Below are 25,210 nucleotides of genomic sequence, written 5' to 3'. Positions count from 1 at the left end.
CTTCACAATCGTCACCACACGGTATTCGCCAGAATGAACCGGCACGTTGGGTGCGGCAGCGGGGTGTGGTTATGACGGCAAGCTGGAAGGTGGTGTACGAGGGCGAGCTGGAAGGTCGCGCGATCACGGTCAGGGAGTCGGGCGACGGCACATACAAGGTGCTGACGAAACAGAACGTGCACGACGAAGGCATTGCCTATCAGGACGGCAAGAACTTCGTCCATGTGTCGCCCAGCAGCGTGGGCGAGCAGGTCGAAAGCGAGGTCAATTCCCGGGACAGCCTCGCCGAGGCGCTGAAAGAACTGCATTTCTCGCCGAAGTCGGTCAATGCCATCGTCGACGGTTTGTCTGGCTGAATTCGCGGTCGTTCTGCCATGATCGGGGCTCGTCTTCCGATCGGTGAGTCCGTTCATGGCAGAAGCGATGTCTCCGATGGTCGAGCGCACCGTGCCGCGCGTCCTCATGTGTGCGCCGACCTTCTTCGAGGTCAGCTACGTCATCAATCCGTGGATGACCCACCACGTCCACGACACCACGCCGGAGCGTTCGGGCCACCAGTGGGACGCGCTGCGCGAAACCGTCGCACAACATGCCGACGTCGTGCTGCAGCCACCCGCGGAAGGCCTGCCGGACATGACCTTCGCCGCCAATGCCGGCCTGGTCTTCCGCAATACCTTTGTCCCGAGCCGCTTCCGCTTCGCCGAACGACGCGACGAAGAAGCGCATGACCGCGCCTGGTTCGTCCGTCACGGGTTCGATATCGTCGACCTGCCTGGCGGCGTATTTTTCGAGGGCGCCGGCGACGCGCTGTTCGATCGCGGCGCGAGCCGGCGATTGTGGATGGGGCACGGACACCGCTCGGACCGGGAGGCCGCGCCTGCGCTGGCGCAGTTGCTCGGCGTCGAGGTGCTCCCGTTACAGCTTACCGATCCACGGTTCTATCACCTCGACACGTGTTTCTGTCCTCTGGCGGGAGGCTACACGGTGTATTTCCCATCGGCATTCGACGAGGCATCGCTGGGCGTCATAGACACGTATGTGTCGCCGGACAAGCGCATCGCGGTCGAAGAGGCCGATGCGCTGGCATTCGCCTGCAATGCCGTGAATCTCGGGAAAATCGTGATACTCAACCGCGCCAGCGCCGATCTGCGGCTGCGGCTGGAGAATGCGGGGTTCGTCGTTATCGAAGTAGCGCTGGACGAGTTCATGAAATCCGGCGGCGCGGCGAAATGCCTGACCCTGCGGCTGGACGAGTTATAAACCGCATTTCCATAGCGACGTAGCTCCTGCACAACGGAGCGGGGCTTCAGCGCTTGCGTTGCGCCAGCCAGCGATCCAGCTGATTGGCGAACGCCTGGCGGTCGCGCGCATGGAAGACCGGCGGGCCACCGGTATCCACGCCCGAGCCGCGCAGTTCGTCCATGAAATTACGCATCGACAGGCGCTGCGAGATGGTCTCGGCGGTATACAGCTCACCGCGCGGATTCAGTGCGAGCGCGCCTTTTTCCAGCACCAGCGCGGCAAGCGGAATGTCCTGGGTCACCACCATGTCGCCCGCCTCGACGCGCCGGACAATTTCACCGTCCGCCACGTCGAAGCCGCTGCCGACCTGGATCGAGCGGATAAAGCGCGATGCCGGCACGCGAATCCACTGATTCGCCACAAGGGTGACATCGATCTTCTCGCGTTCGGCCGCGCGGAAGAGAATTTCCTTGATGACGACCGGGCAGGCGTCGGCATCGACCCATATCTTCATCGCTCAGGCCCGGTTCCAGTGCACATGGCCGTCGATGACCGTATTGGTCCGGCCGCCTACCCATACCGCGTCGCCATCGATGCGGATGAGGATGCGGGCGTCATGGCCGACTTCGCGTCCCTGGCTGACCTCGTAGCCCCGTGCAAGCGGTCCCTGCGGTTCGGCATGTGCGATATACGCCGCGATAAGGCCGTTGGCGGCACCGGAGGCGGGGTCTTCCACGATACCGACGCCTGCGGGAAAGGCCCGTACGGCAAGGCTCGAACCCGAGCGCGCGAAGACGCAAAGTCCAAGACTGTCGCTGGCTTTCGCGAGCGCGGCGATGGCCGCGTGATCGGGCTGCCATGCACGCATGGCGGCCTCGTCGGCGAATTCGGCGATCCACCAGCGCCGGCCGCCTTCGACGAAGGCGGGGGGCAGGGCGCCCGGTACCGACGCACCGAGTACGCTGGCGAGGCGGCCTTCGGCGTCGCCGCCTTCGCTGAGAACGTGTGCCTTTGGCGCCTGGACGAAGAGTTCGCGTCCGCTACCCTGGCCTTCGACGCGGATCGGCAGCGTGCCGGCGCCGCATTCCTGCCAGACCAGTCCGTCGCCATCGGGCACGATCAGCCCGCTGTCGAGCGCGGCATGCGCGCTGCCGACGGTGGGATGGCCCGCGAACGCGATCTCGCGCGTGGGGGTGAAAATGCGGACGCGATAGCTGGCACGCGGGGCGGTCGCGGGCAGCAGGAAGGTGGTTTCGACCAGATTCGTCCAGTGCGCGAAGCGCTGCATCTGGTCGTCTGTCCAGCCGGCGGCATCGACGACGACGCCAAGCGGGTTGCCACCGCCCATCCGGGCGGCGAAAACATCGAGTTGCATGTAGCGGATGAGGGACATGGGGTCGGGATCGGGGCGTGACGGGGATCGTTCATGATAGCCGTCCGAACACCCCTATGCGCCCCGAAGATCGACAAGAGGCCCCCAAGACGGCGAAGATGCGCGGTCGACTCGCGTACGGAATCGCTTCTTCGCATGATTACCCTGCTTATCATCCTGGTTACCGCTGTCGTATCCATCCTGGCGTTCAGGAACGTGCGCCTGATGAACGATCTGATCCTCTGGCCTCCCGCGCTGTCGCGCAGCCGCGAATATTACCGGCTGGTCAGCTACGGGCTCGTGCATGCCGATGGTTCGCACCTGTTCTTCAATATGTTCACGCTGTTCTTCTTCGGCCGCGTGATGGAAGGCTTCTACAACGCCCACATGGGCCCGCTGGGCTTCGTCACGTTCTACATCGGCGGTCTGGTGGTTTCGATCCTGCCGTCCTACCTGAAAAACAAGAACAATGTGTCGTACCGCAGCCTGGGCGCGTCGGGCGCTGTCTCCGCGGTACTGTTCGCCTTCATCCTCATGGCACCCTGGACACGCATCCTCGTCTTCGTGATTCCGATGCCGGCAATCCTGTATGCGGTGCTTTACGTGGCCTATTCGATCGTGATGGAGCGGCGTGGCGGCGACAACGTCAACCATAGCGCGCATCTGTGGGGAGGCGCGTATGGCATAGCCGTCACGTTGCTCATCGATCCGTCCGTGTTCGGCGATTTCATCGCCCAGATCAGCCAGCCGACGTTCCGTTGATGTTCCGTTCCTGAATTGCAGCTGCGCGGGAGATGTGACTTCGCGCGTTGAGTGAGTGATGATGAGCCACCGGAACGTCATCCCTCTCCGATAGGCATCTTCCGGACGAACGCGAGTTTCCCCAGCGCGGGTAGTTCGCGTCGCATACCACCGCAGGAGGAATGAGCGCATGGCTACTACCCGTAAGTCCGCCGCGAAGAAGTCCGCGGCAAAGAAAGCGTCGAAGAAGACCGCGGTAAAAAAGGCAGCGGTAAAGAAAACCGCGGTAAAGAAAGCCGCGGCACGCAAAGCGCCCGCGCGTAAGGTCGCTACTCGCAAGGTCGCCAAAAAGGCCGCCGGGAAGAAGGCGGCTCCGAAGAGGGCGGCAGCGAAGAAATCGTCCGTAAAGAAAACCGCCGTGAAGAAGGCAGCGGGCCGCAAGGTCGCTGCGAAAAAGGCGCCGGCGAAGAAGACGTCCGCAAGAAAGGCGGCAACGAAAAAAACCGCTGCTCGCAAGGGCGTAGCGAAGAAGACCGTCGCGAAGAAATCGGCGGTCCGGAAGTCGGTAGCGAAGAAGCCGGCTGCCCGGAAGGCCACGGCGAAAAAATCGCCTGTCCGTAAAGTCGCCGCAAAGAAGGTAGCGGTGAAGAAAGCCGCCGTTCGCAAGGCGCCCGTAAAGAAGGTACCCGTAAAGAAGGCCGCGCCGGCCCGTAGCGCGCGTACCGTCGTCGCGAAACCCGTAAAGCCCGCAAAAGCGGCGCCGATCAAGAAGCCTGCAATCCGGCCAATCGGCAACCGCGAGGCCGGTGCGCATACCGTGGAACACAAACCTGTTTCGAAGTCGCCGGCGAAGGCCGTGGCGCGCAAGCAGCCAGTCCCCGTCGCCCCGATCCCGGACGAGCCGGTGCAGCACATCACTCAGGAAGAGGCCGTAGCGCACATCCAGGCGCTGCTCGACGCCAAGCGCGAGCGTGTGGCGCAGGGTCCCTCCTGGCCTACCGACGACGCATCCAGGCCCGCTTACTCGCCCGAAGCCGACGTCCACGATGCGCCCAGCGCTCCTTCGCCCGAAGCCACTTACGCCACCACGGCACACGAGCGTGGCGACCAGGACAAACGCAAAGGCTGAACGAATGGATGGGGGCCGCGCGTCGCGGCTCCCGTTTTTTAGCGGCCGTTCAACCACACGCGCCTAGTGTCGTAGTCGACACTCCAAGGGGTACGACAATGCGCCGCGCCGTCGCTATCTGTTTCGCCATTGCTTCCGCGTCACTGCTCTCGGGCTGTTACGACACGGGGTATCGCTATGTCCGGAACGGCGGTGGCGGCGATGCCTATTACGGCAGCGAAACCACGACGGTGGTTTCGCCGGGCTACGGCTACGGTTATGCCGACCCTTATTACGGCTGTTGCTATAACTCGGGCATCGGCGTTTCCACGATCTGGTATCGCGACGGACGGGACGGTCGCTATTACGATCGTCGTCGCGACTACGACCGCGATCGTGATCGCGACCGCGGTCGACCGGGTGGCTGGAACGGAAACGATCGCGACGATCACGGCTCGCGGCCGCCTGGCGGTTGGCAAGGCGGTGGCGGAGACCATCGTCCTCCGCCTGGCGGTTGGCAGGGCGGCGGTAATCGTCCGCCCGGCGGAGGCGACCACAGGCCGCCTCCGGGTGGCTGGCAGGGTCAGGGTGGCGGCAATCGCCCGTCACCGCCTCCCGGTGGCGACGGCGGCCGGCCACAAAGCAGGCCCGTGGGACGCGAGGCACCCGAAGGCGCGCCTAATCGCGGTTGGAAACAGTCTCCCAAGGAACGCGAATAGCGATCCGTTGCGGCACAATGCGGGATGCTTCTACCGCGCCGTTTCGCGATCGTCCTGATCATCCTCATGTCCCTTTGTTCGGGCTGCACTTCAGTTCGCTATTACGCGCACGTAGCGCGCGGGCAGACTTCGTTGCTGTTCGACCGCCGGTCCATAGCGCGTGTTGTAGCCGATCCGGCGACCGATGCGCGCACGGCGGCACGGCTGGGTACGGCTGGGCAAGCACGCGAGTTCGCGTCGACCACGCTGAAGCTGCCGCGCAATCGCAGTTACACCTATTTCGTCGAGCTGAATCGTCCGGCCGTGGTCTGGAACGTTTTCGCCACGCCCGAGCTGTCGCTCGTTCCCGTAACGCACTGCTTTCCTGTCGCCGGTTGCGTGGCATATCGCGGGTATTTCAGTAAAGACCTCGCCGACGCAGAGGCGAAGCGGCTGCACGACGAGGGCGACGATGTCTATGTCGGCGATGTGCCCGCGTATTCGACGCTGGGCTGGTTCGCCGATCCCATCCTGAGCAGCATGCTGCGCTGGGACGACGACGAGCTGGTGGGAACGATATTTCACGAACTGGCGCACCAGAAGCTATACGTGAAGGACGACACGGCCTTCAACGAGTCGTATGCCAGTTTCGTCGAGGAAGAAGGTGTGCGGCAGTGGCGACAGGCGAAGGGGTTGCCGCCGCCGGACCAGACGGGCGCCGTGCTGTCCAAGGCTTTCACGCAGCAGGTGATGGATCTGCGGGACCGGCTCGCGAAGCTCTATACGAGCGATGTTTCCATCGAGGTCAAACGCGCGGGAAAGGCGAATGAAATCGTCGATTTCCGGGAGCGCTACGCCGTGTGGAGAGATACCGAAGGGAAGGGCGATCGCCGTTACGATCGCTGGGTAGCCGCGCCGATCAACAACGCACGGCTTTTGCCCTTCGGGCTTTACGATCAGTGGACGGCGTCGTTCGCGCGCGTGTTCGCCGATGCGCACGGTGACTGGGATGTGTTCTTCGCTGGGGTGCGGCGGTTGTCGAAGCTGAAGAAGGCGGAGCGCGATGAGAAGCTCAAGGCGCTCGCCATTTTACCGTTGCCCGCCACGCCGCCGTTGTAGGAGCCCGCTTTGCGGGCGAAAACCAACGGAGCGGTGACGATGTGCGTGGCATCCGCAGCCCGTAGACCGGGCTCGCGAAGGTGAGCATCCAGCGTCCTCGCCCTGTTGGCTTTCGCCCGCGAAACGGGCTCCTACAAAAGTGGATGTTGATGGCTGTCGTTGCCTCAGAGCGCCGGATAATCCGTATAGCCCTCGGCACCGCCGCCATACAGCGTCGCCGGATTGAGCTTGTTCAACGGCGCACCCTCGCGCAGGCGACGCACGAGATCCGGATTGGAAATAAACCATCGCCCGAAAGCGATCAGGTCCGCGTATCCGCTGGCGAGCGCCGCATTGGCCATACCGGTGTCGTAACCGTTGTTAGCCATCCATGTGCCGCCGAAACGCGCACGTAAAGCGGCGTAGTCGAAGGGTTCGACATGGCGGTCGCCACCGGTGGCGCCTTCGACGACGTGGATATAGGCCAGGCCCAGCGGCGCCAGGTGGTCGACCGCCCGCTCGAAAAGAGCCTGGGGACTGGAGTCGCGGATGTCGTTGGACGGTGTGACCGGCGAGAGGCGCACGCCTGTGCGGCCGGCGCCGGCGACGCTCGCCACCGCCGCGACCGCCTCGCGAAGCAGTCGCGTCCGGTTGTCGATGCCGCCGCCCCATGCGTCCTCGCGACGATTGCTGCCGTCGCGCATGAACTGGTCGATCAGGTAGCCATTGGCGGCATGGACTTCCACGCCGTCGAAACCCGCGTCCATCGCCAGTTCGGTGGCGCGGCGGTAGTCGTTGACGAGACGCGGCATCTCGCCCGCAGCCAGGGCACGGGGCTCGGAGACGTCCTCGAAACCCGCCGCAGTGAACGTTTTGGTTTTCGCCCGGATCGCCGAAGGCGCCACGGGCTGTTCCCCGCCGGCCTGCAGACTGACGTGCGAGACGCGTCCGACGTGCCACAACTGCAGCACGATACGGCCGCCGCGCGCATGCACGCCGTCCGTCACGACCTTCCACCCCTTCACCTGGGCGGCGCTGTAGATACCCGGAGTATCGAGATAGCCCTGGCCTTCCGGGGAAATCTGCGTGCCCTCGGCGACGATGAGTCCGGCGTCGGCGCGCTGCGCGTAGTACTCGGCCATCAGCGGTGTCGGCACGCGGCCGGCTCCCGCGCGGTCGCGCGTCAGCGGCGCCATCACGATGCGGTTGGCCAGTTCGATATCGCCGGCTCGGGTGGGCTCGAACAGCGAGCGGGATACGGTCGGATTGCGCATGGAAGTGAAGCCTTGGAAGGATGCGGAGTTGCGTACGAGCTGGGTCCCGACGGACCGCTTGCAACCCCCTCAGCGTTCGCGAGAGGAAACACAGCGTCCGGTTCGCTGTTCCCGCCAGATGGCTTCGCGGTGTAAGGTCGGACCCTGCTCAACGGGGAAACACAGCGTGGCGCTTTTCTCTTTCTGGTTCCGTATCCGCTTCTGGAAGCGGGTCGCGGCGGGTTTCGTGCTTGGCGCGCTGGTGGGCTGGCTGATGGGCCCGGCCGCGCAGACATGGTTCGCGCCGCTGGGCGAGCTGTATGTCACGCTGATCAAGATGATCGCCGTGCCGCTGGTGTTCTTCGCGGTGTTGCACAGCGTGTCGAGCCTGCATGGCGTAAAGGACGTCGCCGCCCTGGGTGGCCGGACCTTCGTCTGGTTCGCCATCACGGCGGCACTGGCGGTCGTGGTGGGCCTGGCGATCGCTCACCTGACGAACCCCGGCCTCGGTGTCGGCGAGCTGACCATGGCCAGCGATTACAAGGTCAGGGTGGTTCCGACGCCCGTACAGGTATTGCTGGATGTGGTTCCCGCCAATCCGTTCCGGGCGCTGACCGAGGGGAAAATCCTTCAGGTGATCTTTTTCGCCGGCCTGCTCGGGCTGGCGCTGGTGCGCATCGGCGAGAAGTCCTCGCGATTGCGCGCGCTCGCCGGCGAGGCCAACGACGCGATGATCCAGGTGACCCGTTTCGTGCTCGAAGTTACGCCGATCGGCACCTTCGGCCTGATCGCGGCCCTGGTGGGCAGCTACGGCTTCGCCAAACTGTTGCCGTTGGCCACCTTCGTGGTCACGCTTTACCTGGCCTGCGCCATCCAGATCTTCGTCGTATACGGGGGCCTGCTGATGGCCCATCGCCTTAATCCGATCCGGTTCTTCCGCGCGGCACTCCCCGCCATGCAGGTGGCCTTTACTTCGTCGTCCAGTTTCGCGGCGATGCCGGTCGCGCTGCGCAGCGTGGTGCACAACATGGGCGTGAAAGAGGAATACGCCGCCTTTGCCGTGCCCCTGGGCGCGAGCATCAAAATGGACGGCTGCGGGGCGATCTATCCGGCCATCTCGTCCGTGTTCATCGCCCAGTACTTCCACCTGGACCTGGACGCCTCGCAATACTTCATCATCCTGCTGGCGTCCGTGCTCGGTTCCTTCGGTACGGCGGGCGTGCCCGGCACCGCGATCGTGATGGTCACGCTGGTGCTCAGCTCGGCGGGTCTTCCGCTGGAAGGCATCGGTTACCTGGTCGCCATCGACCGCATCCTGGACATGATGCGTACGATGACGAACGTCACCGGCCAGATGGTGGTGCCGGTCCTGGTTGCGCGCGAGCGCGGCATTCTCGATGTGGATATCTATAACCGCGCGTCGACGAATCTCGGCGTGGAGGAAGGCGAGAACGCCTGACTACGGCCTGGGCCTGCCTGCCATGTGCCGCAGGTAGGCGATCAGCGCATCCAGATCGGCGTCGCTCAGCGTGTCGCGCCCGAAGCCGGGCATCTTGCCCTGCGGCCAGCGTCGCAACGACGAGGGATCGCGAATCAGCGAACGCAGCATGTCCTCGCGGAAGTATTCCGTGGGACTGTGCGGCATGTTCAGATCCGGTCCGAGCTTCGCGTCGCCCTGACCGTTGAGGGTATGGCACGCCAGACAGTTGCGCTGGAAGACGGCGAAGCCGCGTACCGGCGCGCTGTCGCGGGGCAGACCGTCGTCCGGACGCATGGCGGGAAAACGGCCGGCCGGGTCGCTCAGCAGGCGAATCGATGCGATCTGGTACGGCCATTGTTCCGGGCCGATCGAAGCGCGTTCCGGATGCAGCCAGACGAGGTAGAAGGGGCCGCCGCCAGGCTTGTCGGCACCGAGCTTCGGCCAGGGTGCCGTCGGCGTTTCCACGGCCAGCCACGGCTCGGCGCCACGGTCGTTAAGGAGTTGGGCCGCCGGAATTTCCGCCGCGAAACCGTCCAGGGCGACGAATTGGAGATGGGCGTCGGGCGGCATGTCGCCCAGTAGCGCGCGTAGCGGGATCGCACGGTAACGCATGGCGCGGTGGTAGGAGACATCGCCGGGCACGTCGATGGTCCGTATGTCGGAGCGCCCGAGCAAGGCAGCCGTATCGAACGTGCGCCGGCCGTGGCCGGTATCGATCTCCAGCGTGGCGGCGAGAGCCGCGGTCGCGACCAGCGACAGAATGAGTCCCAACAAAGCGCGCACGGCGGTCATCCTCGTCTCCACGCGATCGAAGTCGCGGTACTCTCGATTATCGTCGCTTACGCCCCATATCGGTGCGTTACCGTACGCAATACGCAAAGAGTCCCGCCATGGCAGACAGCGCCGTTCCCCAGTTCTTCGACCGGTTCCCGATGCAGCGCATCGCCGATGTCGATCTGGACGCCAATCTCGGCGTCGACGACAACCGCATCGCGATCCTGTTCCTGTGGGGGCGCGACTGTCCCAACTGCGATATCGCGAAGCGTTCGATGCTGCTGACGCCGGAGCGATTCGAATGGCCTGGCGTGCGCTGGCTCCACGACAACGTATACGACGATCCGCGCATGGGGACGCGCTTCGGTCTGCATGGCATTCCGGCGTTCTTCCTGTTCCATCGCGGCAGGAAGCTCGGCCGGATCACGGCGTGGCCGGGAACCGACGCATTCGTCGATGCCGTGAACAAACAGATTGCCGCGACGGGAGCTACCGCATGATCGTCCGTTCGTTGCTGGATACCGATCTCTACAAGTTCTCGATGATGCAGGTGGTACTGCACCAGTATCCGGCGGCGCAGGTGGAATACCGTTTCAAGTGCCGCACGCCGGATGTGGACCTGGTGCCGCACATCGAAAGAATCCGCGAGGAAATCGATGCGCTGTGCACGTTGCGCTTTACCGACGACGAGCTGGCGTACATGCGCAGCCAGCGCTTCCTGAGCAGCGACTTCGTCGATTTTCTCGGCCTGTTCCACCTCAACGCGAAGTACGTCAGCGTCGAGCCGTCGGCGAAAGGCGATGGCGAGATCGAGATTGCCATCGCTGGCCCGTGGCTGCATACGATCATGTTCGAGGTGCCGATCCTGGCCATCGTCAACGAGATCTATTTCTCGGCACGGTATCCGGATATGGATCTGGCCGAGGGACGCAGGCGCCTTCGCGCGAAGATCGAACTGCTTCGCGATACGGACGGTTACGAAACCTGCCGTATTGCCGATTACGGCACGCGTCGTCGCTTCTCGCGTGCCTGGCACGACGAAATGCTGACGATCCTGAAGGACGAACTCGGCCGGCAACTGGCGGGCACCAGCAATGTATGGCTCGCCATGCGGCATGGTCTCGTTCCGCTGGGCAGCATGGCGCACGAATTCCTGCAGGCGTTCCAGTCGCTCGGTCCGCGCCTGCGCGATTCGCAGGTGGCAGCTTTCGAAGGCTGGGCGAAGGAGTATCGCGGCGACCTGGGTATCGCGCTATCGGACGTCTACGGACTGGATACCTTCCTGCGCGACTTCGACATGTATTTCTGCAAGCTGTTCGATGGCGCGCGGCACGATTCGGGCGAGCCGTTCCAGTGGGGCGAACGGGTGCTGGCGCATTACGTGGCGAATCGCGTCGATCCGCGTACGAAGACGCTGGTCTTCAGCGATGGGCTGGATATTCCGCGAGTCATGAAGCTCTACGCGCATTTCCGCGGACGCTGTCAGCTTGCCTTTGGCGTGGGTACGAACCTCACGAACGACGTCGGTCCCGATGCGCTGCAGGTTGTTATCAAGATGGTTCGCTGCAACGGGCAGCCGGTGGCGAAGCTTTCCGATACGCCGGGGAAGAATATAAGCGACGACGTGGAGTACGTGGCGTATCTGCGGCGGGTGTTCGATATCGCGTGAGGTATGCGAAGCCGTATGCGGCGGTGCTTGCCCTGACATTCCTGCCCCTCACCATCGTTCCCGCCTGCGCAGGAACGATGGTGAGGGGGGCAGGGACGGCGTTGCCGGACGGGTGAGGCGTATCAGAATGCCGGCAGCACCGCTCCGTGATACGTCTTCTCGATAAAGGCTTTCACTTCCGGACTCGTCAGTGCCTTCGCCAGCTTCTGCACGCGCGGGTCGTCCTTGTTGTCCGGACGCGCCACGAGGAAGTTCACGTACGGGGAATCCTTGTCCTCGATCAGCAGCGCATCCTTGACCGGATTCAGATTCGCCGCGAGCGCATAGTTCGTATTGATCAGCGCCAGATCCACTTCGTCCAGCACGCGCGGCAACATCGCTGCTTCCAGCTCGCGGAAGGCCAGATGCTTCGGATTCGTGGCGATGTCCTTCAACGTGGCCAGGCGGTCGTTGGGATTCTTCAGCGTGATCAGGCCATGGCTGGCCAGCAGCAATAGCGCGCGGCTGTTGTTGCTGGGATCGTTCGGGATGACGACGTTGGCGCCGTCGGGAAGCTGGTCGATCGACTTGTACTTGCGCGAATAGGCGCCGAACGGTTCGATGTGTACACCGACGACCTTGACCAGGTCGGTCTTGTGATCGCGGTTGTAGGAGTCGAGGTAGGGCTCGGTCTGGAAGAAGTTGACGTCGATCTGCTTCTGCGCGACCTGCGTGTTCGGCTGCACGTAGTCGGTGAAGACCTTGATGTCGAGATCCACGCCTTGCTGGGCAAGCAGGGGTTTGATCTCCTTGAGGATTTCCGCATGCGGCACCGGCGTCGCGGCAACGGACAGGTGCGTGCTCTCAGCGGCCTTGTCGCCGCCGGAACAGCCGGCGGCGATCAGCGCGACGGCGGCGACGAACGGGGCGATAAGCTTCTTCATGAGGCGTCCTGGCGAATGCTGCGGTGCATCAGCATAGACGTCCATACGCCCGGATGCAAAGCAGGATTAGCCGAGGCGCTTTGCGCCTCACCGCATCGTCATCCCCGCGAAGGCGGGGACCCGGTGAGGGCATGGCGCGAAGCGCCTCGAATCAGCGTCGCGAATACCGTTGCACGAGATGGTCCCCGAGCATCTGCAGTATCTGCACCAGAACGATCAGCAGGGTCACGGTGACCAGCATGTAGTCCGGCTTGTAGCCGTTGTAGCCATATTGGTAGGCGAGGGCACCCAGGCCGCCGGCGCCGACAATGCCGCCCATGGCCGTATAGCCCACCAGCGCCACGGCCGTGACGGTGGCGCTGGCGATAAGGCCGGCCCGGGCTTCGGGCAACAGCACGCGACGCACGATCTGCCAGGTGGTGGCGCCCATGGCCTGGCTGGCCTCGATCACGCCACGGTCGACCTCGCGCAAAGCGGTTTCGACCAGCCTGGCGAAGAACGGCGCCGCGCCGATGACCAGCGGCACGATCGCGCCGCGAATGCCGATGCTGACGCCCGTGAGTGCCTTGGTCAGCGGAATCAGCAGGATCATCAGGATGATGAACGGAACCGAGCGCAGGACGTTCACCAGCAACGACATCACGCCGTACAGGCGCGGCTTCGCATGCAGTTGCCCACGCGCGGTAAGGAACAGGGACACGCCCAGCGGAAGGCCGATAGCGACGGTGAACAGCAACGAGCCGCCCAGCATGACCAGGGTATCGAGGCAGGCCTGCGCGATCTCCACCCAGTCGATATTCGGAAACAGGCTATGCAGGAAGGGAGTCATCGTGCGATGTCCTCGATGTCGACGCCGGCGCTACGCAGTTGTTCCAGCGCGGCTTCGAGGTTGTCGCCACGCATGGCGAGCGTCATCTGGCCGTACGGCATGCTCTTGATGCGTTCGATGCGACCGGCAAGCAGGTTGTATTCGACACCCGTGTCGCGCACCACCTGCGAAAGCAGCGGCGCGTACGTGGTGTCGCCACGGAACGACAGGCGGAACAGCCGTCCCGTCACACCCGAGTAGTCGGGGCCGCGGCCTTCTTCGTGCTCGGCTTCGGCGACGAAACGGCGCGTGGTCGGATGCTGCGGATGCAGGAACACATCGGCCACGCTGCCGGACTCCACGACGCGCCCGGCGTCCAGTACCGCCACGCGGTCGCACACGCGACGGATGACGTCCATTTCGTGCGTGATGAGCACGATGGTGAGCCCGAGCTTTTCGTTAATGTCCGCCAGCAGCTCCAGCACCGAGGCCGTCGTCTGCGGATCGAGCGCGCTGGTTGCTTCGTCGCAGAGGAGGATTTCGGGTTTGCTGGCCAGGGCGCGTGCGATACCTACGCGCTGCTTCTGGCCGCCGGAAAGCTGGGCAGGATATTTTTCGGCATGCTCGCTGAGGCCGACCAGCGCCAGCAACTCGCGGACCCGGCCAGCGGTATCCGCATGACCGTGCAGTTCCAGTGGGAACGCCACGTTCTGCGCGACGGTGCGCGAGGACAGCAGGTTGAAATGCTGGAAGATCATGCCGATGCGACGGCGCAACGCGCGCAGCTCGGCGCCCTCGGCATGCGTCACATCCTTGCCGGAGACGAAGACCTGGCCCGAACTGGGCCGCTCCAGCAGGTTGATCAGCCGCAACAGGGTCGACTTGCCGGCACCGGAATGGCCGATGATGCCGAAGACTTCGCCTGGCGCGATCTCGAGGTCGACCGGATGCAGCGCGGACACGTCCGCTCCGTTGACCCGGTAGGATTTGGTGACGGCGGCGAATCGGATCACGAGCGGGTGGGGCCTTCGGTGAAAACCAGGCTGGGAGTGTACCGGACGAGACCCGCCCGGGATCATGCGTACAATGCCCGGACGCCCTGTGGAGGTCCTGAGACGATGACGAGCATCTACGATTTTTCGGCCCGCGATATCGACGGCAACGAACGTTCGCTGGCCGAGTTCCGCGGCAAGCCTCTCCTCGTGGTGAACGTGGCCTCCAAATGCGGTTTCACCCCCCAGTACACCGGGCTGGAGGCGCTTTACAAGGAATGGCACGAGCGTGGCTTCGAAGTCCTGGGTTTTCCCTGCGACCAGTTCGGGCATCAGGAGCCCGGCAACGAGGAAGAGATCAAGAATTTCTGCTCGCTGACCTATGAGGTCAGCTTTCCGATGTTTTCCAAGGTCGACGTCAACGGCGACAAAGCCCATCCGCTTTATCGCTGGCTGAAGCACGAAGGCAAGGGCATTCTGGGTAGCGAAACGATCAAGTGGAACTTCACGAAGTTCCTGGTCGACAAGGACGGGCAGGTCGTCAAGCGTTATGCGCCGACCGATACGCCGGAGAAGATCGGGAAGGATTTGCCGAAGGTGGTCGGGTAAGGCAAGCACCCATCGCGCGCCTGCGCGCGATGGTTACAGCCGGGTGTCCAGCGACGCCAGCATGACCGCAATCGCATCCACATCGCCCGACGACGAAGGCAACGCCTCCGCATCGGGCGGCTGATAATTGTTCAGCACGATCGCGAACGCCAGTCGTTGCCCGGCCTTCGTGGTGACATACCCCGCCAGCGCATTGACGAAGGTCATGCTCCCCGTCTTGGCCCGCAGGTTGCCTTCGGCGGGCGTCCCGCGCATGCGCCCCCTGAGCGTGCCATCGACGCCGGCCACGGGCAGCGCATCGCGGAAGGTCGCTGCGGACGGCTGGCCGTCCATATGCACGAGCAGACGGACCAGTGCGCCGGCGGTGGTCAGATCGCGGCGAGAAAGCCCTGTACCTTCTTCCAGCAGGGTCGTCGCGGGGCCGATGCCGAGTCCGGTAAGCCATTCGGTCATCGCATGCGACGCGTGTGTCTCGGTACTGGTAAATCCGACGGCATCGGGGTCCGGCGCGTGAACGCCGCATAGCAGCCAGATCGCCTGGAGATAAAGGTTCTGCGAACGCTTCAGCCCGGAGCGAAGAATCTCGCCCATGGGTGGGGAGTCGATGGCGGCGATCTCCCGCTGATCGCTACCGGTCAGTACGGCATCGTGCGACGGCCAGTGCACCGCGCGCAGGCTGCCGTCGATGCGGACGCCACGCGCTTGCAGTGCCCGGCGCAGCCGTTCGCCCGCCAGTCGCGCGGGGTCCGGGACGCTCATATGTATGCGCGTCGACGGCGAACCGGCCGGCACGGAGCCGAAGGCATCCACCGCGCTCGCGCCGGGAGCGCGATACAGATTGAGGTCCGCCGCCGATCCCGTCGCGCCGGTAGCGATACGGTTGTTCAGGGGCATGGCGGCGTCCCCTGGCTCGAATGCGACGTGCGCGGGCCGGCCAGCGGCGGTCGCCGCGTTCACCGTGACATCCACGACGTTCTCGCCGACGCTAAGCGCGGCGACCGGTGCGGCGAAATAACTCTGCAGGTCGATGGCTTCCCAGCCGCTGCCCGCCGCCGGGCTCTGGAAAGCGGTGTCGTCGGCGATCAGGTCGCCGTGGACCCGGGTAATGCCTTGCTGCGCCACCGCGGCGGCGAGACGTTCCGGCCAGTCGTTGCTGGAGGGTGCGACGCCCAGCGTCGGATCGCCACCGCCGCGCAATACCAGCGAACCGTCGAGCACCCCATCGCGGACCTTGCCCGAGGCCAGCAGGCTCGTACGGACACGATAAGCGGCGCCCAGGGTGTCCAGAGCCAGAGCTGCCGTGAACAGCTTGGCGGTGGACGCCGGCTGGACGAGCCGGTTCGCTTCGTGGGCATACACGATGCGGTTGTCGTCGAGCGAGGCAACTTCGATGGCCCAGGACGCGGCGGCGAACCGGGGTTGCCCGACATGGGCGTCGATCCGCGTGGCGAGCGCGCTCGTCTCCTCGGCGCCCGCCGCCTGCGCCGCGAACAGGGCGACGCAGGCAAGGGCGACGCGCACCTTCGTCATTCCGCGATCCAGGGCGGCGTGGTCTTGGCGAGAAAGGCCGACAGGCCGCTCTGTCCCTCCGACGACACCCGCAGACGGGCGATGAGCGCCGCGTTTTTTTCGTCGACGTGATGGGCCTGCATTTCGGTCATGCCGCCCATGTCCAGCGCAAGGCGCTTGGCTTCGTGTTGCGCCACCGGGCCGCCCTTGGCCAGCAGGGTCACGCAACGCGCTACCGTGGTATCGAGTTTCTCGGCAGGTACGCTTTCGTGCAACAGTCCCATGCGCACAGCAAGCTCCGCGTCGAAAACCTCACCGGTAAGGAAAAGCCGGCGTGCCTCGCGCAGGCCTATCGCGGCGATGACATAAGGCGAGATAACGGCAGGCACCAGGCCGAGCTTCACTTCCGACAGCGCGAACTTCGCGTGTTCCGCGCCGATGGCGATATCGCAGCAGGCGATCAGGCCGACGCCACCACCGTAAGCCGCGCCGTTGACACGCGCGATCGTCGGTTTCGCAAGAAATTGCAGGTCGCGCATCAGCTTCGCCAGCTTCAGCGAGTCGGCACGATTGTCCATTTCGCTGGCGGCGGCCATGCCGCGCATCCAGTTCAGGTCGGCACCGGCCGAAAAGCTCAGGCCCTCGCCGGTCAGCACCACCGCGCGAACCGTGTCGTCGCTGCCTACGGCCGCGATAGCGGCGGTGAGATCGCCTATCAGGCCGTCGTCGAAAGCGTTGTGCACTTCCGGGCGATTCATGACGATGCGGGCGACGGAGCCCTCGCGTTGGACGATGACGGCGGACATGGGTGGCTCCCGGGCTAGGTCGTTCAATCATAAAGGCTGGGGGGAAGAGCGGGGGTGGGAAGTGGGGGCGTGTTTCCGGCGAGCGCTTGAGGGAACGATAAGCGCCACGCGGAGGCAGCGTCCGCCGGACGATACGAGTCCCCTCACGCGCTCGCCGGAAACACGCCCCCACTTCCCACCCCCAATCCCCGCTTGCGTGCAGCGGCGAACACAAAGGCATACAATGCGAACAGTTCTTATTTGAGTACGCCCCGTGCGCCTGTCCGACGTACCGAAAGGTGCCCCTGCCGTGGTTCGACAAGTCGAAGAAGCCCATCCCGCCGATCTGATTGCGCAGAGATTGCGCGATCTCGGCTTCGTCGCCGGCGAACCCGTGCGCATCGTGGCGCGAGGGCCGCTCGGCGGCGATCCGCTGCTGGTGCAGATCGGCTCGACGCGTTTCGCGCTGCGCCGCTCCGAAGCCGCCCGTGTCACCGTGGCACTGGACGGTCAGGCATGAGCGCCACGGCAATGCGTATCGCCCTTGTCGGCAACCCGAACTGCGGCAAGACGGCGCTGTTCAACCAACTGACCGGCGGCCGGCAGAAAGTCGCCAACTACGCGGGCGTGACGGTGGAACGCAAGGAAGGGCGCTTCGTCGCGCCGTCCGGTCGCACGCTTCATGTACTCGATCTGCCGGGCGCGTACAGTTTCGAGGCGACGAGCCCCGACGAGGCGATCACCCGCGACGTCTGTTACGGGCGCTATCCGGGCGAAGCCGCCCCGGATCTCATTGTCTGCGTGGCCGACGCCACCAATCTGCGCCTGCACCTGCGTTTCGTGCTGGAAGTGCGCCGTCTGGGCCGGCCGGTCGTACTCGCGCTGAACATGATGGACGCCGCGCGCCGTCGCGGCATCGTCATCGATGTCGCCGGACTCAGCCGCCGCCTGGGCGTGCCCGTGGTCGAAACCATCGCCGTGCGGCGCGGCGGTGCGAAAGCGCTGATCGAACACATCGATCGCGACGTAACGCTGGCTGGCGCCGCAAAGGAAGAGGACGTCACGGTCGAGGAACTGCATGGGCAGGTTCGCGAGATCATGGCGGCCACCGTCAGCATGCCGCGCCAGACCGTGGCCATCGACGATGCGCTGGACCGCTGGGCGCTGCATCCGGTTTTCGGCCTCGCGATCCTTGGCGTACTGATGTTCTTCATCTTCCAGGCCGTGTTCTCCTGGGCACAGCCGGTGATGGACGGCATCGAAACCGGCGTGGCGGCGCTCGGCGCCTGGGTCACGGGGTTCCTTCCGGCCGACAGTGCGCTGCACAGCCTGCTCAACGACGGCATTTTCGCCGGCCTTGGCGCGGTGCTGGTGTTCCTGCCGCAGATCCTGATCCTGTTCCTCTTCATCCTGATACTCGAGGAATCGGGCTATCTGCCGCGTGCCGCGTTCCTGCTCGATCGCATGATGTTCAAGGTGGGACTGACGGGCAGGGCGTTCATTCCGCTGCTGTCGAGTTTCGCCTGTGCCATTCCCGGCATCATGGCGACGCGCAGCATCCAGGATCCACGCGACCGCCTGACGACCATCATGGTCGCGCCGCTGATGACCTGCTCGGCGCGCCTGCCCGTCTATACGCTGCTGATCGCGGCATTCATTCCCGCCCGTACGGTGCTCGGCGTCTTCAACCTGCAGGGTGTGGTGCTGTTCGTCCTGTACTTCGCCGGCATTTTCAGCGCGCTCGGCGTCGCCTTCGTGATGAAACGGATGCGCAAGGACAAGAGCGAACACGCGCTGATCATGGAACTGCCGTCGTACCGCCTGCCGAACGTGCGCGATATCGCGCTCGGTCTGTGGGAACGCGCGAAGATCTTCCTGAAGCGCGTGGGCGGCATCATTCTCGCGCTGACCGTGTTGCTGTGGTTCCTGTCCAGCTTCCCCGGGCCGCCGCCGGGCGCGACGGAACCGGCTATCGATTACAGCCTCGCCGGCCGTATCGGTCACCTTCTGGAATACGTTTTCGCGCCCATCGGTTTCAACTGGCAGATATGCATCGCGCTGGTACCGGGTCTTGCCGCGCGCGAAGTCGCCGTCGCCGCGCTGGGTACCGTCTATGCGATGTCCGGCAGCGACGACACCGTCGCCGCGCAGCTCGGGCCCCTGATCGCCCATCAGTGGTCGCTGGCCACGGCGCTCTCGCTGCTTGCCTGGTATGTGTTCGCGCCGCAATGCATGTCCACGCTGGCGGTGATCCGCCGCGAAACCAATTCGTGGCGCAACGTGGCGATTTCCGCCGGCTATCTGTTCGGTCTGGCGTATCTCGCGTCGCTCGCTACTTTCCAGATCGCGAGCGCGCTGTCATGACCGCATTCGACATCGTGCAGGCGGTCATCATCGGACTTGTCGTCCTGATAAGTGCCGTCGTGGCTTTCCGCAAATTGCTGCCCGCCACGGTGAAACGCTGGCAGGCGAACTGGTCGGCCAGCCTCAACCGGTCCGGACGCGCGACATGGATGCGCGCGTTGGGTCGGCGACTTCAGCCGGCCATGGCAACCGGTAGCTGCGGCGACGGTTGCGGTTCGTGCAACAGCTGCGGACCGACGGCAGCAACGTCCGACGTACAGCCCCTCGAATTCCGTCCGCGCAAGCCGTCCTGATCGTATTGACCGCGGGCTTCACCGCGTCAGTTCGGCCGTTCATTTTCCAGCCAGCTACCGGACGCAGATCCGCGTAGCCTTGCGCGGTCACTTTCTGGAATAGCCATGCGTGAAACAAACGCGGATCCGCACAGCCGTGCGGCGTTGCCGCTTGCCCCCTCGCTCGACGAAACGCTCGCTCGCGCTCATATGCCCCGGCAGTTCCGCCCCCTGGACAATCGGGTGCTCTGGATCAGCCTCGTCGCCATGTTGCTTGGTGCGGCCGTTGCCCTGGTCGCCAGGGCGCTTACCGCGTTGATCGGTTTGTTCACTAATCTTGCGTTTTACGGCCGCTGGAGCTACGACTTCGTCAGTCCTGCGGGGAATCATCTTGGTGCTTGGGTCATCGTGGTGCCGGCCATTGGCGGACTGATCGTGGGAGTCATGGCGCGCTGGGGTTCGCGCGCCATTCGTGGCCACGGTATTCCCGAAGCAATGGAACAGGTGCTGCTCAACGAAAGCCGCATTCCGCCGCGCATCACCTGGCTCAAGCCTGTCTCATCGGCGATAGCCATCGGCACAGGCGGACCGTTCGGCGCGGAAGGTCCGATCATCGCCACGGGCGGTGCCCTGGGTTCGCTTGTCGCCCAGTGGATGCATGTCACCGCCGACGAACGCAAAACGCTGCTGGCAGCGGGCGCGGCGGCCGGTATGGCGGCGGTATTTTCCGCACCGGTTTCAGCGGTGCTGCTGGCGATCGAACTGCTGTTGTTCGAGCGTCGCGCTCGCTCCCTGATCCCCGTCGCGCTGGCGGCGGTGATCGGTACGGGCGTCCGTTACGTACTCGAGGGAAGCGAACCCATGTTCCCCATGCATGGCATCGCCACCCCCGGGCTGCCTGCGCTGGCGGCGTATATCGTGCTCGGTCTGATCATCGGTGTGATCAGCGTCGGTATTACCCGCCTGACCTACGCGATTGAAGACGGCTTCGAGAAACTGCCCATCCACTGGATGTGGTGGCCGGCGCTGGGCGGCATCGTGGTGGGCATCATCGGTTATTTCATGCCGCTGACGCTCGGTGTGGGATACGCCAACATCGCTGCCGTTATTACGGGACAGATCGGTCTTGGAGGCATGCTGACGCTTTGCCTGTTGAAATTGCTTTCGTGGTCGGTCGCGCTCGGGAGCGGCACGTCGGGGGGTACCCTGGCGCCGCTATTTACGATCGGTAGTGCGCTGGGGGGTGTATTCGGCCTGGCGCTGGTGGCATGGGCTCCCTGGCTGCATGTCGATCCCCGCATGGCGGCGCTGGTATGCATGGCGGCCATTTTCGCCGGCGCGTCGCGTGCATTCCTGACCTCGGTGGTGTTTGCCTTCGAGACGACGCAACAGCCACACGGACTGCTGCCCCTGCTTGGCGCCTGTGCGGCGGCTTATCTCGTCTCCGGGCTGATGATGCGACATACCATCATGACCGAGAAGATCGCGCGTCGCGGCGTGCGAGTTCCTTCCGAATACGCCGCCGACTATCTGGATCAGATCTACGCAGGCGATGCTTGCAGCCGGGATGTCGTGAGCTTGCGCGCAAGCCAGACCGTGGCCGAAATCCGTCACTGGCTGGCATCGGCGGAGACGATGACGAAGCACCAGGGGTTTCCGGTGATCGGCGACACCGGACATTTGATGGGTGTTCTGACGCGTCGTTGCTTCCACGACGTAGCACTGGATGGCGACACGCCGATCGGCGCATTGATCCAGCGGGCCCCGTTGGTGGTGCGCGAGGATCACACCCTGCGAGAGGCTGCCGATCACATGGTCGAGATGGATGTCGGCCGTCTGGTGGTGGTAAGTAAAAAGGCACCGCATACGATGCTGGGGATTATCACGCGGGGCGACTTGCTCGCTGCTCATGGAAGGCGATTGCGTGAAGCACGTCAGGCGTCGCGCAGCTTCGGAGCGGAACGCAGCCGCGCGAGCTAAGGAGGCGTTAGTCGATCCTGTGCGACATCCTGCTTGCGTCGCTGGCGCAGGTTCCGCCAGCGAATGCCGAGATTCAGCGCGAACCATGCGCCCAGCAGGGCAAGCGGCCATGCGATGACGGCGGGCCACAGAAGGGCGACGATGACGAGGACGGTCAGCGCCGCGATACCCGCCAGTAACGGCCCGGTTTCCGTATCGCCAAGCACGCGATGACCGCTGAGAGCGGCGCCGACGGTATTCGCCAGACGCAACGCGCCGGCGGCGGCGCGACCCGAACTGCCGCCTGCCCCTCGCGGGCGTGGCGGTCGCGGTTCGTTGCTGCTGAGCTGTTCGTTGCCATGACGACGGCGTTTCGGTTTCAGGACGATCTCGGTGGCGTTCTGCAGATCGCGTTCGTACTGGGCGGCGAGTTGTGACGCGAAGCCGGAATCTTCGATAGCGACGTCGATTTCGCGATTGCCGAGCCAGCTGGCGATATTGAGATTGGACGAACCCACGCGCGCCCACTGGGCGTCGGCGACCGCGGTCTTGGCGTGCAGCATCGAGCCGTTCCACTCGAAAACGCGGATACCGGCCTTCAGCAACGGTCGGTAGCCCGCGCGGGACATACTGGCGACCATGGGAATATCGCTGGAACCGGGGACCAGCAGACGGACGTCCACGCCATCGCGCGCCGCCGCCGACAGTGCCTGGATATACGGTGCCACGCCGACGAAATAGGCGTCGGTAAGCCATAGCGTTTTACGCGCCATCGCGGCGATCATCTGATCGAGCCGGTACATGCCCGCCGTATTGGGCTGGGTCGCGATCACCCGCAACGACACGTCGCCCGCCGCGAGCGGGTCCGCATTGCGCCGCAGCCGTTCGTCGTCCGGGAGTGCCTCGCCACAGGTGGACCAGCTATCGGCGAATCCGTGCTCCAGTTCCGTCACGGCCGGTCCGCGCAGCGATACGCCGGTGTCGCGCCAGGGCGGAACGTCGCGGTCCGGATCGCCCAGCCATTTCGCGCTGATGCAGACGCCCGACAGGAATCCCACCTCTCCGTCGACGACGAGCAGCTTGCGGTGATCGCGGCTGATCCAGCCGAACGACGAGCCAAGGCGGGGAGGATTGTAGATACGCACTTCGCCGCCGGCCTGGCGCAACGGATTCCAGAATGCGCTGCGCGACTGGCCCAGTGCCCCGACCCAGTCGGAAATGACGGCGACGAAGATGCCGGCCTGCGCGCGCTCGACGAGAGCATCGCGAAACTCCCGGCCGATCTCGTCGTCGCGGATGATGTAGTTCTCGAGGAAAACGTGGCGCCTGGCGCCCCGGATCGCCGCTAGCCAGGCATCGAAATGGGCCCGCGCGTCGATCAGTAGTTCGACGGCATTGCCCCCGACCAGCGGAGCGCCGGCGCTACGGCTTAAGGCTTGTTCGGCGAAGAGCCGACCCGTAAGGCCGGACGACGGGTGCCGTGCATTCATGAAGTGAATCGATGGCGGGTCATAAGGGCCAGTGTATCCGGGATGCTTGCGCGTTCTGGCATGATCCGTCACATGCCATCACTATCGCGTGTATCCGATACCGGGGCCTGTGTCGCGGCCATCCTCGACCATGCTGGCGGTCATCCGCGGATCGCGGCTCCGCTCGGGCTGGGAAAGCCGCACGGATTGCTCAATGCGCTCTATCGCGCGGTGAATGGCACGCCCGGCCGGTCGATGACCCTGTTCACGGCGTTGTCGCTGACCCGCCCGTCGGCGGGCAAAGGCTTGCAGGCGCGATTCCTCGGACCTTTCCTCGAACGTCACTTCGGCGCCGGTTTCGAGGACCTCGACTACGCACTTGCACAGGCCCGGAATGCATTGCCGGCCAACGTCCGCGTGCACGAGTTCTACATGCAGTCCGGTGCGCTGCTGCAGTCCGGACGCGCGCAACGCGATTACATCAGCCAGAACTACACGCACGTGGCTCGCGATCTGGTCGAGCGGGACATCAACGTACTCGTGCAACTGGTCGCGGTGCGGGACGACGGTGCGGGTATGCGGGTCAGTCTTTCGTCCAACCCGGACCTGACGCTCGATTTCCTCGATCGCCTTGCGCAAGCGGGTAAACCCCGGCCGCTGTGCATCGCCGTCGCGCATCCGGACATGCCCTTCGTCAGCGGCAACGCGGAAGTGTCGCCCGATTACTTCGACATGTTGCTGGAGCCGGCGGTGTCCCCGCCGTTGTTCGCCGTACCGCGACCGCCCGTGGAACCCGCGGAATACGCGCTGGGCATGCACGCGAGCGCATTGGTCCGCGACGGCGGCACGTTGCAGATCGGCATCGGCGCGCTGTCCGACGCGATCGTGCGCGCGTTGCTGTTGCGGCACGAACAGAACAAAACCTGGCGGGCCGCGCTGCAATCGCTGGACGGCGAAGGATTCACGCGCGCCGCCATGCGCAGCTGGGGCGGCAGCGAATGCTTCGTTACCGGCCTGTATGGCGCGAGCGAAATGGTGATGGACGGGTTCATGTATCTGCAGCGTGCCGGCGTGCTGCGCCGTCGCGCCTACGACGACCTGGCGAAGGAGCGCGACGCGGCGGCTGGCATCGACGTCGGTGTCGCCGGCGGCCACTATCTGCGCGGTGCCTTCCTGCTCGGGTCCCGCGACCTGTATGCGTGGATGCATCGCAGCGAAGCGGAAGATCCCGATGCCATCGACATGTGCCGGGTGTCCAACGTCAATCATCTCTACGGCGATCATCAGGTGCTGGCTGCCCTGCAGCGACGCGACGCGCGTTTCTTCAACACCTGCATGATGGCGACGCTGACCGGTGCGGCCGTATCCGACGGTCTGGAGGACGGTGCGGTCGTCAGTGGCGTCGGCGGCCAGTACAACTTCGTGGCAATGGCGCACGAACTGCCCGGTGGCCGCTCCATTCTGCTACTGCGATCCACGCGCTCGAAGAACGGCAAAGCCGTTTCCAACATCCGCTGGAACTACGGGCACGAAACGATTCCACGGCACCTGCGCGATGTCTTCGTCACCGAATACGGCATGGCCGATCTGCGCGGCCGTAGCGACGAGGAATGCGTGATCGCGATGCTGGGCATCGCGGATGCGCGCTTCGTCGACGACCTGGCGGAGGAAGCCAGGGCCGCCGGCAAGCTGGCGCATGATTTCCGCATTCCCGATCCGTGGCGTGCCCACACGCCCGATGGCCTGCGCAACGCGCTGCGACCGCTGCGGGAACACGGCCTCCTGGACCCGTTCCCCTTCGGCAGCGACTTCACCGATGTCGAGCGTCGCTTGCTGCCGGCCCTGGGGTGGCTCGGCGCGCGTGCGACATCTCTTCAGGGCCGTCTCGCGCTGGCGGGCGCCCTCGTGGCGCCTGGCCAGCCGGTTCAGGGCGAGGACGAGGCGGTCGCCCGGATGGGGCTGGACACAGCGAAAACCGTGGCGGATCGCCTTCAGGCACGCCTGTTGCGGGCCGCGTTGCGACGCGTCTGAACGCGGCCGGTCATGTCGATGCGTTATCCTTGGGTCCATTCATCGCGGCATCGG

25 protein-coding genes are annotated in these 25,210 nt (G+C 64.6%); 15 read left to right on the top strand and 10 right to left on the bottom strand.

Translation table 11 applies throughout. The features are described from left to right. Positions 1–71 precede the first annotated feature (71 nt). Both AC3IR3_RS11775 and AC3IR3_RS11770 read left to right on the top strand, forming a co-directional pair. Positions 72–356: a hypothetical protein gene (locus AC3IR3_RS11775; protein ID WP_132144875.1), complete on the top strand. Its 285-nt coding sequence runs from the start codon at positions 72–74 to the stop codon at positions 354–356. Positions 357–423: 67 nt separating this feature from the next. Next, on the top strand, positions 424–1,260 hold the full coding sequence (locus AC3IR3_RS11770) for a dimethylarginine dimethylaminohydrolase family protein (RefSeq protein ID WP_489225022.1): 837 nt from the start codon (positions 424–426) through the stop codon (positions 1,258–1,260). Between the two features lie 46 nt (positions 1,261–1,306). Here AC3IR3_RS11770 and AC3IR3_RS11765 read toward each other — a convergent pair whose 3' ends face one another. Both AC3IR3_RS11765 and AC3IR3_RS11760 read right to left on the bottom strand, forming a co-directional pair. Beyond that, a complete protein-coding gene (locus tag AC3IR3_RS11765; RefSeq protein ID WP_207906843.1) occupies positions 1,307–1,756 on the bottom strand; it encodes a YaiI/YqxD family protein in 450 nt (149 codons plus the stop codon). Between the two features lie 3 nt (positions 1,757–1,759). Continuing rightward, positions 1,760–2,635 (bottom strand): PhzF family phenazine biosynthesis protein, encoded by an 876-nt coding sequence (locus tag AC3IR3_RS11760; protein ID WP_489192303.1) that lies wholly within the window; start codon positions 2,633–2,635, stop codon positions 1,760–1,762. Positions 2,636–2,770: 135 nt separating this feature from the next. On the opposite strand from AC3IR3_RS11760, the gene AC3IR3_RS11755 reads away from it, so the two are divergent. The 4 genes from AC3IR3_RS11755 to AC3IR3_RS11740 all read left to right on the top strand — a co-directional run bounded on the left by AC3IR3_RS11755 (position 2,771) and on the right by AC3IR3_RS11740 (position 6,280). Further along, positions 2,771–3,376, top strand: coding sequence for a rhomboid family intramembrane serine protease (locus tag AC3IR3_RS11755; RefSeq protein WP_132144879.1), 606 nt, complete (start codon positions 2,771–2,773; stop codon positions 3,374–3,376). 169 nt (positions 3,377–3,545) lie between these two features. After that, positions 3,546–4,484 carry a histone H1-like repetitive region-containing protein gene (locus AC3IR3_RS11750; RefSeq protein WP_489192301.1) on the top strand — a complete coding sequence of 313 codons (939 nt, stop codon included), beginning with the start codon at positions 3,546–3,548 and terminating at the stop codon, positions 4,482–4,484. A 98-nt stretch (positions 4,485–4,582) separates the two neighbouring features. Further along, a complete protein-coding gene (locus AC3IR3_RS11745) occupies positions 4,583–5,182 on the top strand; it encodes a hypothetical protein (RefSeq protein WP_489192299.1) in 600 nt (199 codons plus the stop codon). A 24-nt stretch (positions 5,183–5,206) separates the two neighbouring features. Beyond that, entirely contained in the window at positions 5,207–6,280 is a 1,074-nt protein-coding gene (locus AC3IR3_RS11740) for an aminopeptidase (RefSeq protein ID WP_489192298.1), read from the top strand. Positions 6,281–6,444: 164 nt separating this feature from the next. On the opposite strand, the gene AC3IR3_RS11735 is transcribed toward AC3IR3_RS11740, so the two are convergent. Further along, positions 6,445–7,533, bottom strand: a complete 1,089-nt coding sequence (locus AC3IR3_RS11735) for an alkene reductase (RefSeq protein ID WP_489192296.1) — start codon at positions 7,531–7,533, stop codon at positions 6,445–6,447. A gap of 166 nt (positions 7,534–7,699) precedes the next feature. On the opposite strand from AC3IR3_RS11735, the gene AC3IR3_RS11730 reads away from it, so the two are divergent. After that, on the top strand, positions 7,700–8,971 hold the full coding sequence (locus tag AC3IR3_RS11730) for a dicarboxylate/amino acid:cation symporter (protein WP_489192294.1): 1,272 nt from the start codon (positions 7,700–7,702) through the stop codon (positions 8,969–8,971). On the opposite strand, the gene AC3IR3_RS11725 is transcribed toward AC3IR3_RS11730, so the two are convergent. Further along, entirely contained in the window at positions 8,972–9,784 is an 813-nt protein-coding gene (locus tag AC3IR3_RS11725) for a cytochrome c (protein WP_489192292.1), read from the bottom strand. A 98-nt stretch (positions 9,785–9,882) separates the two neighbouring features. Here AC3IR3_RS11725 and AC3IR3_RS11720 point away from each other — a divergent pair, with 98 nt between their 5' ends. Continuing rightward, positions 9,883–10,266: a thioredoxin family protein gene (locus tag AC3IR3_RS11720; RefSeq protein ID WP_489192291.1), complete on the top strand. Its 384-nt coding sequence runs from the start codon at positions 9,883–9,885 to the stop codon at positions 10,264–10,266. Next, entirely contained in the window at positions 10,263–11,435 is a 1,173-nt protein-coding gene (pncB, locus tag AC3IR3_RS11715) for a nicotinate phosphoribosyltransferase (RefSeq protein WP_489192289.1), read from the top strand. The genes AC3IR3_RS11720 and pncB overlap by 4 nt, the downstream gene beginning before the upstream one ends. A gap of 122 nt (positions 11,436–11,557) precedes the next feature. Here pncB and AC3IR3_RS11710 read toward each other — a convergent pair whose 3' ends face one another. The 3 genes from AC3IR3_RS11710 to AC3IR3_RS11700 form a co-directional block, all read right to left on the bottom strand. Then, entirely contained in the window at positions 11,558–12,358 is an 801-nt protein-coding gene (locus tag AC3IR3_RS11710; RefSeq protein ID WP_489192287.1) for a MetQ/NlpA family ABC transporter substrate-binding protein, read from the bottom strand. Between the two features lie 151 nt (positions 12,359–12,509). Next, positions 12,510–13,187, bottom strand: coding sequence for a methionine ABC transporter permease (locus tag AC3IR3_RS11705; RefSeq protein WP_489192285.1), 678 nt, complete (start codon positions 13,185–13,187; stop codon positions 12,510–12,512). Next, positions 13,184–14,179, bottom strand: coding sequence for a methionine ABC transporter ATP-binding protein (locus AC3IR3_RS11700; RefSeq protein WP_489192284.1), 996 nt, complete (start codon positions 14,177–14,179; stop codon positions 13,184–13,186). Before AC3IR3_RS11700 ends, AC3IR3_RS11705 begins: the two co-directional genes overlap by 4 nt. Positions 14,180–14,284: 105 nt before the next feature. Between AC3IR3_RS11700 and AC3IR3_RS11695 the strand changes: the two genes are divergently transcribed. Next, positions 14,285–14,767, top strand: coding sequence for a glutathione peroxidase (locus AC3IR3_RS11695; RefSeq protein ID WP_489192282.1), 483 nt, complete (start codon positions 14,285–14,287; stop codon positions 14,765–14,767). 33 nt (positions 14,768–14,800) lie between these two features. Here AC3IR3_RS11695 and dacB read toward each other — a convergent pair whose 3' ends face one another. Next, positions 14,801–16,297, bottom strand: a complete 1,497-nt coding sequence (dacB, locus tag AC3IR3_RS11690; protein WP_489192280.1) for a D-alanyl-D-alanine carboxypeptidase/D-alanyl-D-alanine endopeptidase — start codon at positions 16,295–16,297, stop codon at positions 14,801–14,803. Continuing rightward, positions 16,294–17,082 (bottom strand): enoyl-CoA hydratase-related protein, encoded by a 789-nt coding sequence (locus tag AC3IR3_RS11685; protein ID WP_489192278.1) that lies wholly within the window; start codon positions 17,080–17,082, stop codon positions 16,294–16,296. The genes dacB and AC3IR3_RS11685 overlap by 4 nt, the downstream gene beginning before the upstream one ends. Positions 17,083–17,335: 253 nt before the next feature. Here AC3IR3_RS11685 and AC3IR3_RS11680 point away from each other — a divergent pair, with 253 nt between their 5' ends. The 4 genes from AC3IR3_RS11680 to AC3IR3_RS11665 all read left to right on the top strand — a co-directional run bounded on the left by AC3IR3_RS11680 (position 17,336) and on the right by AC3IR3_RS11665 (position 21,677). Then, the gene (locus AC3IR3_RS11680; protein WP_489192276.1) at positions 17,336–17,581 is read left to right on the top strand and encodes a FeoA family protein; all 246 of its coding nucleotides are present in this window, start codon (positions 17,336–17,338) and stop codon (positions 17,579–17,581) included. Next, a complete protein-coding gene (gene feoB, locus AC3IR3_RS11675) occupies positions 17,578–19,425 on the top strand; it encodes a ferrous iron transport protein B (RefSeq protein WP_489192274.1) in 1,848 nt (615 codons plus the stop codon). The genes AC3IR3_RS11680 and feoB overlap by 4 nt, the downstream gene beginning before the upstream one ends. Beyond that, positions 19,422–19,718, top strand: coding sequence for a DUF6587 family protein (locus tag AC3IR3_RS11670; protein WP_489192273.1), 297 nt, complete (start codon positions 19,422–19,424; stop codon positions 19,716–19,718). The genes feoB and AC3IR3_RS11670 overlap by 4 nt, the downstream gene beginning before the upstream one ends. A 189-nt stretch (positions 19,719–19,907) precedes the next feature. Next, a complete protein-coding gene (locus AC3IR3_RS11665) occupies positions 19,908–21,677 on the top strand; it encodes a chloride channel protein (RefSeq protein ID WP_489196918.1) in 1,770 nt (589 codons plus the stop codon). Here AC3IR3_RS11665 and AC3IR3_RS11660 read toward each other — a convergent pair. Continuing rightward, positions 21,674–23,146: a phospholipase D-like domain-containing protein gene (locus tag AC3IR3_RS11660; RefSeq protein ID WP_489192271.1), complete on the bottom strand. Its 1,473-nt coding sequence runs from the start codon at positions 23,144–23,146 to the stop codon at positions 21,674–21,676. The two genes, AC3IR3_RS11665 and AC3IR3_RS11660, sit on opposite strands and share 4 nt — an antisense overlap. 72 nt (positions 23,147–23,218) lie before the next feature. Here AC3IR3_RS11660 and AC3IR3_RS11655 point away from each other — a divergent pair, with 72 nt between their 5' ends. Beyond that, positions 23,219–25,156, top strand: a complete 1,938-nt coding sequence (locus AC3IR3_RS11655) for an acetyl-CoA hydrolase/transferase C-terminal domain-containing protein (RefSeq protein ID WP_489192269.1) — start codon at positions 23,219–23,221, stop codon at positions 25,154–25,156. Positions 25,157–25,210 lie beyond the last annotated feature (54 nt).

The organism is Luteibacter sp. GL_149 (assembly GCF_057834065.1).
Note: the sequence above shows the minus strand (reverse complement) of the source record. Positions and strands in the feature narration are given on the sequence as shown.